This is a genomic window from Pseudoalteromonas maris, assembly GCF_049257235.1.
Taxonomy (GTDB): Bacteria; Pseudomonadota; Gammaproteobacteria; order Enterobacterales; family Alteromonadaceae; genus Pseudoalteromonas.
Genome location: NZ_JBMMUF010000001.1, coordinates 408304 through 426172, shown reverse-complemented (window position 1 = coordinate 426172; position 17869 = coordinate 408304). Strand labels below are relative to the sequence as shown.

Sequence of the window (17869 nt, the reverse complement as noted above, 5' to 3'; positions counted from 1 at the left end):
TGTATAGTTAGGTGAGAGTGATATGAAAGTAGGTCAACCTTCGAGTGCATTGAACACCCAAGCGCTCAATAATCTCAACAAATTGGATCAACAACTTGCCTCTGGTAAGCGCGTTAATTCGGCAGCGGATGACGCCGCAGCGTTGCAAATTATTGACCGTTTAACGTCGCAGCAAAATGGTTATGCGCAAGCAAGCCGTAACGCTTACGACGGTATCTCTTATGCGCAGGTGAGCGAGTCGGCACTAGGGAATGTGAATGATGCGGTATCGCGTATTCGTGAGTTGTCAATCCAATCGGGTAATGGTGCCTTGACTGATAGCGACCGTCAGGCTTTGCAAGAGGAAGTCGTGCAGTTGCAAGATGAGATAAGCACCACCCTAGAGCAGGCAAACTTCGCAGGAAAACCTTTGTTTAATGGTGAGGATGTGAGTTTCCAAATTGGTGCTGATGCCAATCAAACCAATACTCTGAGCGCACCAAATAGCGATTTTCTAAATGCGATTAACACTATTGATATATCAACTCAAGCAGGAGTCGATTCAGCCTTGCAAATTGCCGATGATGCGTCGCAGTTAGTTAATGAGCAACGTGCGCAACTAGGCGCGTTTGAAAATGCACTTTCGAGCAATATTCGTAGTTTGTCGCAGCAAAATGAGAACATTGCTGCCAGTCAAAGTCGTATCCAAGATGCTGACTATGCGCGTGCTGTGAGTGAACGTACAGCCAATGATATTCTCAGCCAAGCGTCTATTGCATTGCGAGGGCAAGCAAATCAAAGCGCTGCATCAATACTAGGGCTGTTGTAAATTTATTCATCAGTTAACTCAAATCAAAGAAGTGTAGGAAAAGTGTCTGATTTTTGGCGTGTACGTCAAAAAAATGCCACTTTTCCTTGAATCCTGTCGTCACTGCAATACAATCTAGAGATATTACAATCGCTTAGTTTTAAAATGGCGGCAGGATGATCCTGATTCTTGATGATAATAATAAACGGGCAAATGGCTTAAGTTATGCACTTTCATTTGTAGGAGAAGCAAATGAAATCATTAATTTGGAGCAATTCGCTCACGCTACACAAAGGCACAAAGAATCAATAGTCGTGCTCGGGGCACTGGGGCACAACGAACATCAGCAACTTATCAAGGCACACCCTGAGTTACCATTTTTACTTATTGGCGAAACGCTCAATCCTCTACTTGAGATAGCCAATGTAATTGGTCTCATCTGTGAGCCGTTTAGCCACGATTTTACAACCCAACTTCTGCACGACTGTCAGCAGTATCTGCGCATGAAACCTTGTGCACATGCAGCAAAAAGTCCCAAAGCATTTAACGGCCTAGTCGGTGACACCGAAGCTGTGAACCACGTGCGTTTTTTAATCTCACAGGTTGCTAAAACAGATGCCAATGTCCTTATTTTAGGTGAGTCGGGCACAGGTAAAGAAGTGGTCGCAAGTAACGTGCACTTGCTTTCAGGGCGCAGTAATGGTCCGTTTGTTCCCGTGAACTGTGGCGCTATTCCTGGAGAGTTACTTGAAAGTGAGTTGTTTGGTCATGAAAAAGGCGCATTTACAGGGGCCATTTCTGCCCGAAAAGGTCGCTTTGAACTCGCTCAAGGTGGCACACTTTTCCTTGATGAAATTGGCGATATGCCGCTGCAAATGCAAGTTAAGTTACTACGTGTATTGCAAGAGCGTAGTTATGAGCGAGTAGGCGGTACCAAAGCCATACAGGCCGACGTGCGCGTCATCGCCGCGACACATCGTAACCTAGAAGAAATGATTGAAGCGGGCGACTTCCGTGAAGATTTATACTATCGCCTCAACGTATTCCCTATCGAAAACCCAGCATTGCGAGAGCGTGCTGCTGACATTGGTTTATTACTTAAAGAACTCACTAAGCGCGTGCAACAGCAAAGCGGACAGGGAGTAAAGTTTACTGATAGAGCCATCGAAAGCCTACAAGCCCATTCTTGGCCGGGCAACATTCGTGAACTTGGCAATTTGGTAGAGCGTATGGTCATCATGTTCCCTGACCAAGTAGTTGATGTGCCAGATTTACCTGCTAAATACCAACACGTCGACGTGGAGGCATTCGTCCCCGAGTATCCTGAAGAGTTGCTTGAACGCCAAGCTCTCAATGATATTTTTGGCGAAGGCTTTGTTGATGAGGACGATAGTCCAAGCGCTCCTGAGCACGCATCTTCTGCAGATATGGGTCTACTACCTGATGAGGGTATTGTTCTTAAAGACTATCTCGGCGAGTTGGAAATTAGCCTTATTACCCAGGCGCTAGAGCGTCATGATTATGTGGTCGCTCGAGCTGCGGAAATTCTTGGAGTCCGCCGCACTACCTTGGTGGAAAAAATGAAGAAATACGACCTTAATCGGGATTAGCCTTCTTTGAATTAACGGCTCCCTCAGGTGTAGTCGATTATAAAAGCAAGCCTTTGTTGTGAGTTCTTCGCTTCAGTTTATATTGGCCTGATCTCGAATCAGGCTGTTCAACACGCCCTAGCGAAAATCAGCTTGTTATGCTTTTCTGTGTATCGGCAACCGTGTTGAGGTATGCTCTGTTTCTATAATATTGAATTTGCATACAGCGGAGGTGTTGATGATAAGTTGTAGTCAATATGATTACGTAGAGATTGTGTGCTTGTTTCAATATCCCATTGAAATCCAGCTTAGCTGTGGTGATTTTGTTGTGGGTCGGGCGCTCGATACGCAACAAAATGCGGCCAAGGAGGAGTGCATTAAAATAAGCACAGATCAAGGCGATGTGTTGGTTGTCCTCGATAGCATCGCGACTTTAAAAGTCACAGTTAAAAACCCACACTTTGATGAAGTCGCGTTTAAGTAACGCCCCAGAATCAGCGAGGTCAACACGATGAAATTAACCCTAACCTGTAGTGTTATTTTATTGGCATTGAGTAGTGCAGCGCATGCCTTAGTGCCTAATGGCGAGTATTATCAAAAATCACAGCAACAGATTGACCAATTGCAGGCAGAGTCAGCGATACTCGCTAGCATTCATCCAAAAAACCAGCATGTGATACAACTTATCGATAATATCCGCCTGGAAATCAATTTGATTCAGCAACGAGTAGAGCTGTACAAAAAGTTAGAGCAATCACAATTAATTATGTACTCTTTCAAACCCCAAAAATAGCCCAGTTCATATGGGGGAAAAGGCCAATAAAATTGCCGTAGATCACAGCCATGTGCTACTTGAGCCTAGTATATCTATAATTTAATTTATTATGCAGAATGCGATGACTTAAGGCCAACATGACCGTACTTTGTTAGGTGGTTATTGATAACTGTAGTCAACTGAACCATTGCGCTATCTCTTGCCCAATGACAGGCTTTTTTCTAAACAGTGAAATCATTTCCGACATCCTTGTATGCGGTTTATGAGTCAGTCATGAAAGAGTCAAAATTGCCAAAAGTGTGATCCCAATAAAAAGGCATACTATTATCCAAAGCAATCTGGGGTTATCGAGTAAGAACCGATCATCAAGCTCTTTATTAGCCACTTTTTGAGTATCTTTTTCCACATTTGTCATGTGTATTCGCTGTGCTTGAGCTGCTGACACTTGATGCTGGCGCAGCCTCATTGCGACTTGTTCAGGGGTAACTACTTCTCCTTGGGCAATGAGAATTTGTTCAATGATGCCATCGCAAGGAGCAACAACCTCTAAAATCACTTTATCTGATTCAACGGCAAATAAAATTTGCTCGAATGTAACTATTTGACCTTCATTTACATACACTTTGTTGATGCTTGCGGACGATCCCTGTTCTGGTAGTGAGGGTATTTTAATTTCTTCGCGCATAAGCCTTCCATAGTTGCATTTATGTGGCACACAGGGATCATTGGTAAGCAAGCTTCGGTTATAAATAACACACCTGCACCAACAAATTATCAAGTTACTTTGCAGTAGGCAATTTTAGTTAGGGCTAGTTTATGTGAGTTAAGGTTTATCTTCATTGCTTATACATAGCCAACACTTCTTCTTTGCGAAAACAATCATTGTGATGATCGTTGACCATGCCGCAGGCTTGCATGTGTGCATACACGGTTGTAGAGCCCAGAAACTTAAAACCACGTTTCTTTAGGTCTTTGGCAAACGCATCGGACTGTTCGCTGGTGGCAACATAATCCGCTTTTGAACGAATGGAATTTACACGTGGTTTGTGGCCTACAAACTGCCATTGATAGTCGCTAAAGCTGCCAAATTCGTGCTGAATTTCTAAAAAGCGTTGGGCGTTATTAATGGTTGCGAGAATCTTCAGGCGATTACGCACAATGCCTTCATCATTGAGTAGCCTTTGAATATCTTTATCGTCAAACGCTGCGATTTTGCGGGCATCGAAATTAGCGAATGCGTTGCGATAGTTGTCGCGTTTTTTCAAAATGGTGTACCAGCTCAACCCTGCTTGCGCCGACTCCAAAGTCAAAAACTCAAAAAGGGTATCATCGTCGTATACCGGCACACCCCACTCACTGTCGTGATAGGCAACGTAATCTTCTTTATTTAAATCAACCCAATCGCATCGTTTACACATGTTCTTATCCTTGAAATAGGCGTCTTTATCATCACCCTGTTACCATAGCAGTTAACTGGTTTTATATACAGTGTCATTTTTTTGATTTTAAATTGATAACTCTAAATTATTGATATTTAAGGTTTTTAAAGTTGGTACGCTTTGTGCTTTTGTTTAGAAAACCCTGTGTTTAAGAGAAAGTTACCATGGCATTAGCGAGTGTATTAACCCCGCACATTTTTCCACAAGGACAGTTTGGCTCCGCATTAGCTCACGAGGCCTATATAGGTGAGCTCAGTGATTTGCGTTTGCAGGCCAGTTGGCTTAGCCACCTTGTTGATACTATGCCTGCGGGCGTTGTGGTGCTCGATGGTCAAGGCATGATAGCCAAAGCCAACCAAATTGCCATTGATATGTTAGGTGAGCCACTTGAGGGTGAGAAGTGGTTTAGCATTATTCAGCGCTCGTTCCGTCCCCAGCAAGACGATGGTCATGAGGTGTCATTGCGAGACGGACGTCGTATTAAACTCGAAATTCGTGCTTTGGCTCCTGAGCCAGGGCAGTTAATTCTGATGACAGACCTAACCGAAACGCGTCAATTACAAGCACGCTTAGCACATATGCAGCGCTTAAGTGCGCTCGGTAAGATGGTCGCTACTTTGGCACACCAAGTACGCACGCCACTGTCTGCAGCGATGCTTTACGGCGCTAATTTAGGCTCTGAGCGTCTCAATAGCGAGTCACGTTCGCATTTTCATGAAAAGCTGATGTCGCGATTGAAAGACTTGGAAAACCAAGTGAATGACATGCTGTTGTTTGCTAAAAGCGGCGAGCAACAAGTGGTTGAGCCTATGTCACTGGGTCAACTGCTCAGCGATGTAAAACAAGGTGCGGAAGCAATGTTATGTGAACATGGCGCGCAGTTGCACGTGCAATTGCCAGAGCCAGATGCTGAGGTTATGGGGAATCGCACAGCCCTTGCAAGTGCCATCAACAACCTTATTCATAATAGCCTGCAGGTGATCCCAGAGAATGCGCAAATACACATGAGTGCACAGCGCTGCCAAGAGGATGACACCAAGGTCAATATTATTATTCGTGACAATGGCCCTGGTATTAGCAATGAGCTAAAACACAAGATTTTTGAGCCCTTTTTTACCACCAAACGCCAAGGAACCGGACTAGGTCTTGCGGTTGTTGCATCGGTAATGAGTTCGCACAAAGGGCAGGTATCGATTAAAGATGCAGAGCATGGCGGTGCAGAGTTCATCTTGAGTTTACCGCTATTTAACATTCACCCACAGGAGGACAAACATGAGTAATTATGTCTTAGTGGTCGAGGACGATCCCGGTTTACGCGAAGCGCTGACCGACACGTTGTCGTTAGCTGGCGTGGCGTGTATTGCAGCTAAAAGTGGTGAAGATGCGATCATGATGCTCAAAGAGCATGATGTTTCATTGGTCGTCAGTGATGTACAAATGCCGGGTATTAACGGTATTGAGCTACTTAAAAGCATTAAACTTAACTACCCTGATTTGCCGGTGTTGATGATGACAGCCTATGCCACCATTGATGATGCGGTTGAAGCGATGCGCATGGGCGCAATTGATTATATGGCCAAGCCGTTTGCACCTGAGGTGCTGTTGAACTTGGTTAGTCGCTACTTGCCTGCCGAGGCACCAGCTCACAAAGGGCCTGTGGTGGCGGACGCCAAAAGTTTAGCGCTCCTCGATTTAGCGAATAAAGTGGCTGATAGTGACGCCAGTGTGATGGTCATGGGGCCAAGCGGTAGTGGTAAAGAGGTGCTGGCGCGCTTCATTCACGACCAATCTTCTCGTGCCAATGAACCCTTTATCGCGATTAACTGTGCAGCCATTCCAGAGAATATGCTTGAGTCCACCTTGTTTGGGTATGAAAAGGGCGCGTTTACAGGGGCTATTAATGCCTGCCCGGGTAAGTTTGAACAAGCTCAAAATGGTACCATTTTGCTCGATGAAATTACCGAAATGGATTTAAGCCTGCAAGCAAAGCTATTACGGGTGCTGCAAGAGCGTGAAGTTGAGCGCTTGGGAAGTCGTAAAACCATTGCGTTGAATGTGCGAGTGCTCGCAACATCTAACCGCGATTTGAAAGAAGCGGTGCGTGAGGGAGTATTCCGTGAAGACTTGTTTTACCGCCTTAATGTTTTCCCATTGAAGTGGTTGCCGTTGTGTGAACGTCCTGGGGATATTATTCCGCTAGCGGAGCATTTGCTCGAGCGCCATTGCCAAGCAGCCAAGCAGCCTATTGCGAGTTTAAGCGAGCAAGCTAAAGAACGTCTGTTGTCTCACGCATGGCCGGGTAATGTTCGTGAACTTGAAAACGTTATTCAACGGGCGCTAATTTTAAAATCAGGTGATGTGGTGCAAGAACATGCAATCTACATTGAAGAGTTAGTGCCTGCAGGGGAGCTGCAAACGATGAGTAACGTCCCCGTTGTTGGTCACAGTACTCCCCAAGAGCTGAATGTGCCTGCATCTGCTAATGAGAGTGAGAAGGTGCTCGATGATAGTGCGAGTTTTAAAGATGAACTCAAGAATAAAGAGCATAAAATCATTCTCGATACGCTTAATCGTTTCAACGGTAAGCGTAAAGATGTTGCTGATGCGTTGGGAATAAGTCCGCGCACCTTGCGCTATAAAATTGCGCAAATGCGTGAGCAAGGTATTCAGCTGCCCGCCTAAAATATCATTACGATGCCCAAACCTCGTTTGGGCATTTTTTTGTCAGTCAAAATTCTGCCAGCTCAAAAAGCCAGCAGTGTCAAAAATAAAAGCGCTCAAATCATTGTTTTTATTGGTTTTATTGTTGGCACGCTTAATGCTTTTCATAAACTAAGTTTTATTTAATTTGTGATATGCAAAATGAAAGTTGAAGCCAATTCATTGTTCCAAGAAATGCAAATGCTGACTCAAGAAGCACAAGCAAGAAACCCTCTCAAGCAAGTCGTGCCACAAACAACTACGTCGTCGGCACAGTTTGGCGAACTCCTAAGCAACGCAATTGATACAGTCAATGGTCTACAAAAAGACGCCAAAGCGAAAGTAACGGCTGTGGAAATGGGTGATCGCCGTGTGTCGTTAGCTGAAGCAATGATTGCATCACAAAAATCATCAGTGGCCTTTGAGGCAACCGTGCAAGTGCGTAACAAGCTGGTTGAAGCCTACAAAGACATTATGAATATGCCTGTTTAACGGATAGTGGAGAAAAGTCGTGGCGCAAGCAAACCAATCAACTGATCTCGCTCTGGCGGATGGCGGTGTCGATTTAAGTCCCGGCAACGACAATCATTCGGAGCAAAAGTCAGGATACCTTGGCGCAATGAGCGGTATCGATATGCTGCGTCAGGTGACCTTAATTATTGCTTTGGCTATTTGTGTGGCTATTGCAATCTTCATTATCATTTGGGCGCGCCAACCTGATATGCGCCCGCTCGGCAAGATGCCAACCGAAGAGCTCATTCAAACGCTTGATTTTCTTGATGCACAAAAAATTGATTACGAGCTAGATGGCAATATCGTAATGGTGCCAGATGATGCGTACCAAGATATTAAACTGTCAATGACCCGTGAAGGGTTAACGCAGGGTCCAGACTCAGGCACGGATATTCTCATGCAAGACATGGGTTTTGGTGTGTCACAGCGCTTAGAGCGTGAGCGCCTCAAGCATTCTCGTGAGCAGCAACTTGCGCGTACGATTGAAGAGCTAAACAAGATCACCCGTGCCAAAGTGTTGCTTGCTATCCCTAAAGAAAACGTATTTGCGCGTATCGAGAAAAAGCCTTCTGCAACGGTTGTGGTAACGCTTAAACGTGGCCGTAATCTTAATGGTGAAGAAGTTGATTCGGTAGTTGATATTGTCGCTTCTGCAGTGCAAGGATTATCGCCTTCACGCGTTACCGTAACCGACCAAAATGGGCGTTTACTTAACTCAGGTTCGCAAGACTCACTGTCTGCTCGCTCACGCAAAGAATATGAAATTGAGCGCCAGCGCGAGCAAGAATATATTGAAAAAATCGACAGCATCATGATCCCAGTGGTTGGCCTAGGTAACTACACCGCACAAGTTGATTTGGTGATGGACTTCAGCGCTGTTGAAGAAACACAAAAGCGCTTCAATCCAGATTTGCCAGCGGTACGTAGCGAGACAACCCTCGAAGAAAATAATATTGGTGGTTTAGCTGTGGGCATTCCAGGCGCATTGACTAACCAGCCACCGGTTAATTCAAACATCCCTGAAAATGCGGTGGGCGAACAAAATGCGCAAACTACAACGCCTTCGCGTAACCACAAAGAGGCAACGCGCAACTATGAACTCGACACCACGATTTCGCACAAGCGTAAGCAAACCGGTGTGATCCGTCGTATCAGTGTGTCAGTGGCGGTTGATTATACGCAAACTCAAGGCGCTGACGGTCAAAATGTGGCTGCGCCACGCACTGAGCAAGAATTGAATAATATTCGCCGTTTACTCCAAGGCGGGGTGGGTTTTGATTTGCAACGCGGTGATGCGCTTGAAGTTGTGAGCGTACCGTTTGTCCGTGAAGATGTAACCCAAATTGCTGAATTGCCGATTTGGGAGCAAAACTGGTTCCAAAAATATGTCCGTATGGCGTTAGGCTTCTTAGTAATCATCGTACTGATTGTTGCGGTAGTGCGCCCAATGCTTAAACGTCTTATCAACCCTGATGATACGCTTGAAGCTTATGACGAAGAATCATTGACCTCAGGTGTTGATATTGGTGATGCCACACTGGATATGCTTAACACCAACTTTGATGAGTCGTCAGTGGGCTTCTCCCCAGATGGCACATTGCAACTTCCAGATTTGCATGGTGATGAAGACTTACTCAAAGCGGTTCGCGCATTGGTGGCAAATGAGCCAGAATTATCCTCACAAGTAGTTAAAGCATGGTTGAGCGAAGATGACTGAAGAACAAGAGACAATTAGCACAAAATTCGATGTCGATAAGCTTGATGGGGTTGAGAAAGCCGCCATATTACTACTGAGCTTATCTGAAGAAGATGCAGCACAAATACTCAAGCACTTAGAGCCAAAGCAAGTGCAACGTGTGGGTATGACCATGGCCTCACTGACTGATTTGAGTCAGGCTAAGATCAGCGCAGTACACAACTTGTTTATTGAACAAATTCAGCAATTTAGTACGATTGGCTTCCAGTCAGAAGATTTCATTAAGAAGGCGCTAACCGCGGCTCTTGGTGAAGACAAAGCGGCAAGCTTAATTGACCAAATCGTGATGGGTTCAGGTGCCAAAGGTCTGGACTCATTAAAATGGATGGACTCGAAGCAAGTTGCGAACATTATTCGTAATGAGCACCCTCAGATTCAAACTATCGTGTTGTCGTACCTCGAGCCAGAGCAAAGCGCCGAAATCTTGGCACAATTCTCAGAGAAAGTACGCCTTGATTTGACCATGCGTATTGCCAACTTAGAAGAAGTGCAGCCAGCAGCATTGCAAGAGCTAAACGAAATCATGGAGAAACAGTTCGCAGGTCAAGCAGGTGCGCAAGCGGCGAAGATGGGTGGTCTCAAAGCGGCAGCAGATATCATGAACTACCTCGATACCAATATCGAAGGTCAGTTGATGGATTCAATCCGCGAACACGACGAAGAAATGTCGCAACAAATCCAAGACTTGATGTTCGTATTCGAGAACTTAATGGATGTCGACGACCGTGGTATTCAAGCAATCTTGCGTGAAGTGCAACAAGATGTCTTGATGCGTGCAATTAAAGGCGCAGACGATGGTCTTAAAGATAAGATCCTCAGCAACATGTCTAAACGCGCTGCAGAAATGTTGCGTGATGACCTTGAAGCCATGGGTCCTGTGCGTGTCAGTGAAGTTGAAGCGGCACAGAAAGAAATTTTGTCTACAGCACGTCGTCTTGCAGATTCAGGTGAAATCATGCTTGGCAGTGGTGGTGGTGAGGAGTTCTTATAAGCCATGAGCGACATCAAATTGCACCGTGGAAGAAAATTGGATGCCAGTGAAGCAGCACAAGAGTTGTTACAGAACTGGTCCATACCTGAGGTCACAGCGAAAGTTGAGGCGCTAAAAGGCCGTTCCACTGCGTTTGGTACACCACTAGAAGAGTTGTACAAAAAACATGTGCTCGAGGATGACGCGCATCACGGTGATGAGGTTGAGGTGCAAACACCTCAAGAGCCAGACTTGCCTAAGCTCACTATGGAAGAGCTTGAACAAATTCGCCAAGATGCCTATGAAGAGGGCCTCAAACAGGGCAACGAACAAGGTTACATCGATGGCTTTGAAAAAGGCGTAAGTGAAGGCAAAGAAGCAGGCTACAAAGAAGGTATTAATCAAGGAAAAGAGCAAGGGCTACAAGAAGCTAAGCCTTTAATTGACGAGCAACTGGCAACCTTAAAGGCCCTGTTAGAAGCCCTTGATGAGCCGGTTAAACACCTTGATCAGCAAGTTGAAAGCGAAGTTATTTTGCTCGCAACTGAGTTGGCAAAAGCCATTACCTTGAATGAAATCAAGACTCATCCTGAGACCATTTTAGCAGCGCTTAAAGCAGCAACGGATGCGTTGCCGAGTAACGATGCACAATGCCAAATTTACCTGCATCCTGAGGACTTAGAATTAGTGCAACGTCACTTTGATGAGCAAGCACTTGCTAACCGTCATTGGCAACTATTGAGTGAACCAACAATGGAACGTGGTGGGTGTCACATCAAACAACAGCGCTCATCAATTGATATGGCCCTGGCGGGGCGTATCAACCAAGTTATTGATAACTTCTTGCAAGATGCCGGTGTGCATGTGAAGGACAAGGAGTAAGCCATGTCAACTTCCTTGTTAGAACGCCTACAAAGTAAGCGCCAATACATTCACCAACCCCCAGTAGCAGTGGCGGGGAGCTTAACCCGCGTGGTTGGTTTAACCCTCGAAGCCAAGGGCCTACATGCCCCCATAGGCAGCCAATGCCTAGTGGAAACTAATCAAGGTATGGTCGAGGCTGAAGTTGTTGGTTTTAATGATGATATTTTATATCTAATGCCCAACGATAGAATCTCAGGGGTGCTGCCTGGCGCGCGCGTTATACCTCAAGCTAAACAACCTGGTTTACCAGTGGGAATGAGCTTGCTTGGCCGTGTAGTTGATGGCTTGGGTCGACCTTTGGATGGTCTTGGCCCGTTGCGTACACAAAACTATGTGCGTTTTGCTCAGCACAATATTAACCCGCTCGCGAGAAGACCTATAAGTCAGCCCATGGATGTGGGCGTCAGAGCCATTAACTCAGTGATCACAGTGGGTCAGGGCCAGCGCATGGGCTTGTTTGCAGGTAGTGGTGTCGGTAAGTCGGTGTTACTTGGCATGATGACACGCGGCAGTGCCGCTGATGTGATTGTGGTTGGCCTTGTTGGCGAACGTGGTCGCGAAGTAAAAGAGTTTATTGAAGAGATTTTGGGAGATGACGGGCGCGCTCGCTCGGTGGTGGTTGCTGCTCCTGCGGATGCCTCACCACTAATGCGTTTAAAAGGGTGTGAAAGCGCCGTGACAATCGCTGAGTATTTTCGAGACCAAGGGTTGAATGTGTTGCTCCTTTTAGACTCAGTGACACGTTATGCCATGGCCCAGCGTGAGATTGCGCTAGCGGTAGGTGAGCCGCCAGCAACCAAGGGTTATCCACCTTCTGTCTTTGCTAAACTGCCAGCGTTAATTGAGCGCGCAGGTAATGGCGGCGAAGGCCAAGGTGCGATCACCGCATTCTTTACCGTCCTCTCTGAAGGGGATGATTTACAAGACCCCATCGCTGATGCCGCGCGTGCCATTTTGGATGGTCATATTGTACTCTCTCGTGAGCTTGCAGACAGTGGTCATTACCCGGCGATTGACGTGGAAAAGTCGATAAGTCGTGTGATGCCGCAAGTTGTGTCTGAACAACATATGCAGCAAGCGCGTTTACTCAAACAGGTGATGGCACTGTATTCAGAAAACAAAGACATGATCACGTTGGGTGCGTATCAAAAAGGTACCGACCAAGTGCTCGACCAAGCTATTGATATGATGCCCATGATCAATCAATTTTTGCGTCAAGGTATGAAAGATGTGGTGCCATATGATGAGTGTCTGAACTCGTTGGCTATCTTATTCGGCCAAGGAGGCAACCGTGGCTAAACTCAGTGTGTTACACAAGTTAGAAAGTGATAAAGAGGAAAAGCTACGCGCTGACTTTTTGGCCGCACAGCAGTATCAGCGTATGCATCAGCAAAAGCTCACGGGTTTGAATCAATTCCGTGGTGAATACATGCAGCAATTGATGACTAAGGCTCAAACTGGCTTATCTAGTGCAGGGTTTAGTCACTATCAAAACTTCATCAGTAAAATTGACCAAGCTATTGAGCAGCAAACTCAGGTTGTAGACACAGCGAAAAGAGTGGCTGAACAGCGCCAAAGCCAGTGGCAACAACAGCGCATTCGTACCGAGGCAGTCGCCAAGTTAATTGAGAAGCAAGCTCTTAAAAAACAAATACAAATGGCTAAGGCCGAGCAGAAAATGTTGGATGAATTTGCTACTAACCAGTTTTTCGCACGGCGGGCTGCACAAAACACTGGTACGTAACTTGCTACCCTGTGAGTAATAAGTGATTTTGGCGGTAAAGCGGCAGCGCTTTGCCCCTTTTAAAAGGGTTTCATCACATGTCATACATAGAATCAGCGTTACCGCTCAATACCCTTGTGCAAGGCAGTGAAGCTGCACCTAGCGAAGCTCAAAGTGGCAGCAGTGCAGATTTTGCAGACGCTTATGGCCAAGCGCAGGCCAGCGTTCAAGAGCAATCGCAAAAAGCGGCTGTGCGCGCTAACGACCAATCTGCAAATGAATTAAAAGCCGTGGACCCTTCGTTTAGAAAAGAGCCCGAACATAAGCCGCTAGATGCCAAAGTGCATCCCCAAGAAAATGCTCAAGAAGTAACATCAGATCAGTCTCAAGAGCATGATGCGCAGGCCAACGCTGTGGCTGAACTAGATGAGGTCACTGGTGCAAAAAACATTGCATCACAGTCACTTGAAACGCAAGTGCAAGGTGAGGATATCTCCATTGCCAATGAGCAAACGGAACAGCTGAGTGATGACATCCTGCTTAGCAATGATGATTTTTATCAGCAAATTTTTGCCCAGCTCAATGTCAGTGCAGAGCTAAAGCCGGTGGCAAAAGAAGTGAATCAACTGTTGGTGGGTGACTATGCGCATATGCCAATCACACCAGGGCCAATCATGACTTTGCCTGTCGAGCTAGAAAGTGCACTGGCCGAGCTCACACCAAAACAGCTTGAGCAACTTAACGTATTGATTCAACAGCAAGGTCAAGCTCAAGGGGTTGACGCTAAGCTGTTAACGCAGCTAAGTCAGCACCTGCAGGCAATGATCGCTCAAGGAGACGCCAAAGCAGCATTCCCAAAGGCTTCGCCAGAGGTGCTCCCCCAAGCTATGCATTTAGAGCAGGGTGAGGCAATCGAGCAGCAGATGCAAAGCGGTGATAAAAAGGCTTTTGCTGACGTGGCATTAGGTGCTGTTAAGGCTCAAGGCCAACACATAGGTGATGTGTCTGCAACAGCGAAGGGCGAACTTCCTGTTTCAGCCAAATCAGAAGCACAAGCGAAGGTGGAAGCGATTGCTGCGGCAAAGGCACAAACCACCGAAGGCGCAGAGGCAAAGCTTGGCGAGCGTATCAGCACCATTGCCAGTGATATAAAAGGTCAGGTAACTGACAATGCAAAGACTCAAACTAAAGTATCATCGGCTGAGCATTTAGCGGCACAATTGCAGCAGGTGCAAAAAGATCAGGCGTCTAAATCAGAGGCACCTGCAAATGTATTTGCCCGCTCTGAAAAGTTAGAAAGTACCCAAGCGCAGAGTATTAATGAGCGTTTGGTCAGTGCATTAGGTGAGCAAAAAATTACGTCCAATCAAGGGAGCGTGGTCAGTGGTGCCGCGGTAACTAAAGAGCAAGCGCTGCACAATATCAATGTGGGATCAGACAAGGTGTCGCAATCGACGATTGATATGCAATTAGAGGATGTTGCAGAGCAATTGAGCCAAAAAGAGCACGCATCTGTTGGCTCTAAAGTTCAGCAACTGGCACAAGCGCTGGTAAGCCAAGTGTTGGGGCAAGGGCAAACGACTGTCAGTGATGCGATTGAAACAGACTTTGCGCGTTGGCAACAGCAACACAGTGTGAATCAAGCTTCGGCTCAAAGTATGAGTGCAGTACAAAAACACAGTGCGCCATTGGATTCAGCGCTATTACAGGCTATTAATATTTCTAAAAGTGATGCGGCTATCGCACTTCATCAGCGCGTCAACATGATGCTCAATATGAATAATCAAGAAGCGCACATTCGTTTAGACCCTCCAGAATTAGGTAGCATGCAAGTGCGAGTGCGAAGTGAAGGCGAACAAGCGCACGTTAATTTCGTAGTGCAAAGCCAGCAAGCCAAAGACGCCCTAGAACAATCGCTGCCACGTTTACGTGAGTTATTGGCGCAGCAAGGATTGGCACTCGGTGATACCAATGTTGAGCAACACTCTAGCGGCGCAGGTGAGCAAGATGAACAGTCGCAATTTGCAGGGACACAACAGGGCGCATTAGACGAAGAAATAAGCAATGAAGAAAGCCCATCTGTAATGCCTGGGAAAAACGCCCAGTCTGAGCAAGGAATTGATTTCTATGCTTAATAACTATTGCTATTATACATTTTAAATACGTTTATTTGAGGCAGCCCATGGCCGAAGACAATAAAGCCGATCTTCAAATTGAAGAAGGTGGTTCTAAGAAAAAGCTCATTATCATTATTGCCGTTGTGGTGTTGTTGGTGGCCGGTGCTGGTGGCTATTTTATGTTTGCTGGCGGAGATGAGCCTGTTCCTGCAACCTTAGACCAAGAAGCGGGTGCGACAGGTGGGCAAGGGCCTGTGGCCTCAGCTGACCTAGGCAGTGCGCTGTATGTTGCGATGCCAAGGCCGTTTGTATTTAACGTGCCAGGAGCCGCGCGTGACCGCGTGGTGCAAATCAAAGTGCAATTACTTGTTCGCGGCGAAGGTAATGAGGAAGCGGCTAAAAAGCACATTCCGTTAATTGAAAGTACCTTACTGAGTGTGTTTGCTGGCACCAATGCCGATGAGCTAAGTACTGCTGCAGGCAAAGAGTCATTGCGTGATAAGGCCGTGACAAAGGTTCAAGAAGCATTAGAAGGCGTAGAGAACTCAAAAGTAGTTGAGCGAGTTCTGTTTACCGGCTTTGTAATGCAGTAACGAGGTGAAGCGTGAGTGACTTATTATCTCAAGACGAAATCGATGCCCTCTTACACGGTGTAGATGAAGTCGAAGAAGAAGATGTTAGCGAAGGCGGCGGTTCTGGTGAGAACGCTCTGCAATATGACTTCTCTTCGCAAGACCGCATTGTGCGCGGTCGTATGCCAACCCTTGAGATTGTTAACGAGCGTTTTGCACGGCACATGCGTATCAGTTTGTTCAACATGATGCGCCGCACTGCTGAAGTGTCGATTAATGGCGTGCAAATGATCAAATTCGGTGAATATATCCACACCTTATTTGTACCAACCAGTTTGAACATGGTGCGTTTTCGTCCTCTTAAGGGCACCGGGCTTATCACCATGGAAGCGCGTTTAGTTTTTATCTTAGTGGATAACTTTTTTGGTGGTGATGGTCGTTATCACGCCAAAATCGAAGGCCGTGAATTTACGCCGACTGAGCGTCGTATCGTGCAAATGCTGTTGAAAATAATCTTTGAAGATTACAAAGAAGCATGGGCCCCGGTTATGGATGTGTCTTTTGAATACCTAGATTCAGAAGTAAACCCAGCGATGGCAAACATCGTAAGCCCGACCGAAGTCGTGGTAATTAGCTCGTTCCATATTGAGCTAGACGGTGGCGGTGGCGATTTCCACATTGCCTTGCCGTATTCGATGCTTGAACCTATCCGTGAATTGCTTGACGCAGGTGTGCAATCAGATACTGAAGACACCGACTTGCGTTGGTCTAAAGCGCTGCGTGATGAAATCATGGATGTGGAAGTGGAGTTGTCAACGCGTTTACTCGACGTTGAGCTGTCACTGGAGCAAGTCATGGAGCTCAAAGCGGGTGATGTTATCCCAGTGGAAATGCCAGAGCACATAACTGTATTTGTTGAAGAGTTGCCCACATTCCGAGCGAAGATGGGACGCTCACGCGATATGGTTGCACTGCAAATTAGAGAAAAAATTAAACGCCCTGAGTCGGTCAAATCAGAGCTGCATGTCTTCACTAAAGGCGGCAAAAAGCTCGATTCAGATGCCGAACTGGCAGAACTAGAAGATGATCTTCACTTAAGTGAAGGGGTCGATTTAGATTGGTAAATAGCGCATAGTGATTATGCGTAGCAACAGAGGTTGTATGTAATGAGCGATGATCAAGATACCATGGACGAATGGGCAGCAGCCCTAGCCGAAGCTGAAGAAGGCGAAGGTGGCGAACAAGGCGATGATGCACAAGTTGCTGAGCTGGATGAGCTATCTGCTGGTGACAAACCAGTAACGGCAGAAGAAAAGCGCAAGCTAGATACCATATTAGATATTCCAGTGACCATTTCGATGGAAGTGGGCCGCTCGAAAATTAATATCCGTAATTTATTACAGCTAAACCAAGGTTCAGTGGTTGAGCTTGACCGCGTTGCTGGTGAGCCACTGGATGTATTAGTCAACGGCACCTTGATTGCCCATGGCGAAGTGGTTGTAGTGAACGACAAATTTGGCATACGTTTAACGGACGTTATTAGCCAAGTAGAGCGTATCAAGAAGCTACGATGAGCCGCGCTGTTATCTTGTTAATGATTGCAATGCTCCCGCTGTGGGGGTGTGCCAATACGGGGACGGCGCAAACTGGGACTGGATTAAATCTAGACCTACTTTCCATGCTGATGTCTTTGGCCTTGGTGGTGATCACCATCTTGATTTTGGCCTTTTTTGTTAAGCGTTTGAACCCAAATATGACCGCTTCTGCCGACTTCAAAGTCGTTCGTACGTTGGCTTTAGGTACCAAAGAGCGCTTATTAGTGGTAGAAATTGATAACAAGCAGCATTTGTTGGGTGTAACACCCAATGCTATTAATTACTTATATGAGCTAGAAAAACCTTTGTCAGAGCGTGAAATGACGCCCTTGGCGAAACAACTGAGCCACATACTTAATACTAAAAATAAGACCTAAGATTATGAAATATTGGCTAATACTTTTTTGCG

19 protein-coding genes are annotated in these 17869 nt (G+C 46.2%); 17 read left to right on the top strand and 2 right to left on the bottom strand.

All coding sequences use genetic code 11. The annotated features are described in order from the left end of the window. Positions 1–22 precede the first annotated feature (22 nt). The 4 genes from AAEU32_RS02085 to AAEU32_RS02070 all read left to right on the top strand — a co-directional run bounded on the left by AAEU32_RS02085 (position 23) and on the right by AAEU32_RS02070 (position 3169). Positions 23–808 carry a flagellin N-terminal helical domain-containing protein gene (locus AAEU32_RS02085; RefSeq protein ID WP_421968870.1) on the top strand — a complete coding sequence of 262 codons (786 nt, stop codon included), beginning with the start codon at positions 23–25 and terminating at the stop codon, positions 806–808. A gap of 155 nt (positions 809–963) precedes the next feature. Then, positions 964–2397, top strand: a complete 1434-nt coding sequence (locus AAEU32_RS02080) for a sigma-54 dependent transcriptional regulator (protein ID WP_421968869.1) — start codon at positions 964–966, stop codon at positions 2395–2397. Between the two features lie 217 nt (positions 2398–2614). Next, positions 2615–2860: a Rho-binding antiterminator gene (locus AAEU32_RS02075; RefSeq protein WP_421968868.1), complete on the top strand. Its 246-nt coding sequence runs from the start codon at positions 2615–2617 to the stop codon at positions 2858–2860. Positions 2861–2887: 27 nt separating this feature from the next. After that, positions 2888–3169, top strand: coding sequence for a hypothetical protein (locus AAEU32_RS02070; protein ID WP_421968867.1), 282 nt, complete (start codon positions 2888–2890; stop codon positions 3167–3169). Between the two features lie 253 nt (positions 3170–3422). Here AAEU32_RS02070 and AAEU32_RS02065 read toward each other — a convergent pair whose 3' ends face one another. Together AAEU32_RS02065 and AAEU32_RS02060 are read right to left on the bottom strand one after the other, a co-directional pair. Continuing rightward, complete coding sequence (locus AAEU32_RS02065) at positions 3423–3836, bottom strand: biotin/lipoyl-containing protein (protein WP_421968866.1); 414 nt, start codon at positions 3834–3836, stop codon at positions 3423–3425. 151 nt (positions 3837–3987) lie between these two features. After that, positions 3988–4569: a DNA-3-methyladenine glycosylase I gene (locus AAEU32_RS02060; protein WP_421968865.1), complete on the bottom strand. Its 582-nt coding sequence runs from the start codon at positions 4567–4569 to the stop codon at positions 3988–3990. A gap of 185 nt (positions 4570–4754) precedes the next feature. Here AAEU32_RS02060 and AAEU32_RS02055 point away from each other — a divergent pair, with 185 nt between their 5' ends. The 13 genes from AAEU32_RS02055 (at position 4755) to fliO (ending at position 17837) form a co-directional block, all read left to right on the top strand. After that, positions 4755–5870, top strand: a complete 1116-nt coding sequence (locus AAEU32_RS02055) for a sensor histidine kinase (RefSeq protein WP_421968864.1) — start codon at positions 4755–4757, stop codon at positions 5868–5870. Next, complete coding sequence (locus AAEU32_RS02050; protein WP_421968863.1) at positions 5863–7272, top strand: sigma-54-dependent transcriptional regulator; 1410 nt, start codon at positions 5863–5865, stop codon at positions 7270–7272. Before AAEU32_RS02055 ends, AAEU32_RS02050 begins: the two co-directional genes overlap by 8 nt. A gap of 180 nt (positions 7273–7452) precedes the next feature. After that, complete coding sequence (gene fliE, locus AAEU32_RS02045; protein ID WP_421968862.1) at positions 7453–7782, top strand: flagellar hook-basal body complex protein FliE; 330 nt, start codon at positions 7453–7455, stop codon at positions 7780–7782. Between the two features lie 19 nt (positions 7783–7801). After that, a complete protein-coding gene (gene fliF, locus AAEU32_RS02040; protein ID WP_421968861.1) occupies positions 7802–9520 on the top strand; it encodes a flagellar basal-body MS-ring/collar protein FliF in 1719 nt (572 codons plus the stop codon). Then, positions 9513–10550: a flagellar motor switch protein FliG gene (gene fliG / locus AAEU32_RS02035; protein WP_421968860.1), complete on the top strand. Its 1038-nt coding sequence runs from the start codon at positions 9513–9515 to the stop codon at positions 10548–10550. The genes fliF and fliG overlap by 8 nt, the downstream gene beginning before the upstream one ends. 3 nt (positions 10551–10553) lie before the next feature. After that, a complete protein-coding gene (gene fliH, locus AAEU32_RS02030) occupies positions 10554–11411 on the top strand; it encodes a flagellar assembly protein FliH (protein ID WP_421968859.1) in 858 nt (285 codons plus the stop codon). A 3-nt stretch (positions 11412–11414) separates the two neighbouring features. Next, positions 11415–12752: a flagellar protein export ATPase FliI gene (gene fliI, locus AAEU32_RS02025; RefSeq protein ID WP_421968858.1), complete on the top strand. Its 1338-nt coding sequence runs from the start codon at positions 11415–11417 to the stop codon at positions 12750–12752. After that, the gene (fliJ, locus tag AAEU32_RS02020; protein ID WP_421968857.1) at positions 12745–13197 is read left to right on the top strand and encodes a flagellar export protein FliJ; all 453 of its coding nucleotides are present in this window, start codon (positions 12745–12747) and stop codon (positions 13195–13197) included. The genes fliI and fliJ overlap by 8 nt, the downstream gene beginning before the upstream one ends. Before the next feature lie 77 nt (positions 13198–13274). Next, complete coding sequence (locus tag AAEU32_RS02015) at positions 13275–15311, top strand: flagellar hook-length control protein FliK (protein WP_421968856.1); 2037 nt, start codon at positions 13275–13277, stop codon at positions 15309–15311. 47 nt (positions 15312–15358) lie between these two features. Further along, on the top strand, positions 15359–15886 hold the full coding sequence (fliL, locus tag AAEU32_RS02010) for a flagellar basal body-associated protein FliL (protein WP_421968855.1): 528 nt from the start codon (positions 15359–15361) through the stop codon (positions 15884–15886). A gap of 11 nt (positions 15887–15897) precedes the next feature. Then, positions 15898–16989: a flagellar motor switch protein FliM gene (fliM, locus tag AAEU32_RS02005; RefSeq protein WP_421968854.1), complete on the top strand. Its 1092-nt coding sequence runs from the start codon at positions 15898–15900 to the stop codon at positions 16987–16989. 42 nt (positions 16990–17031) lie between these two features. Continuing rightward, complete coding sequence (gene fliN / locus AAEU32_RS02000; RefSeq protein ID WP_421968853.1) at positions 17032–17439, top strand: flagellar motor switch protein FliN; 408 nt, start codon at positions 17032–17034, stop codon at positions 17437–17439. Beyond that, entirely contained in the window at positions 17436–17837 is a 402-nt protein-coding gene (fliO, locus tag AAEU32_RS01995; protein ID WP_421968852.1) for a flagellar biosynthetic protein FliO, read from the top strand. Before fliN ends, fliO begins: the two co-directional genes overlap by 4 nt. Positions 17838–17869 lie beyond the last annotated feature (32 nt).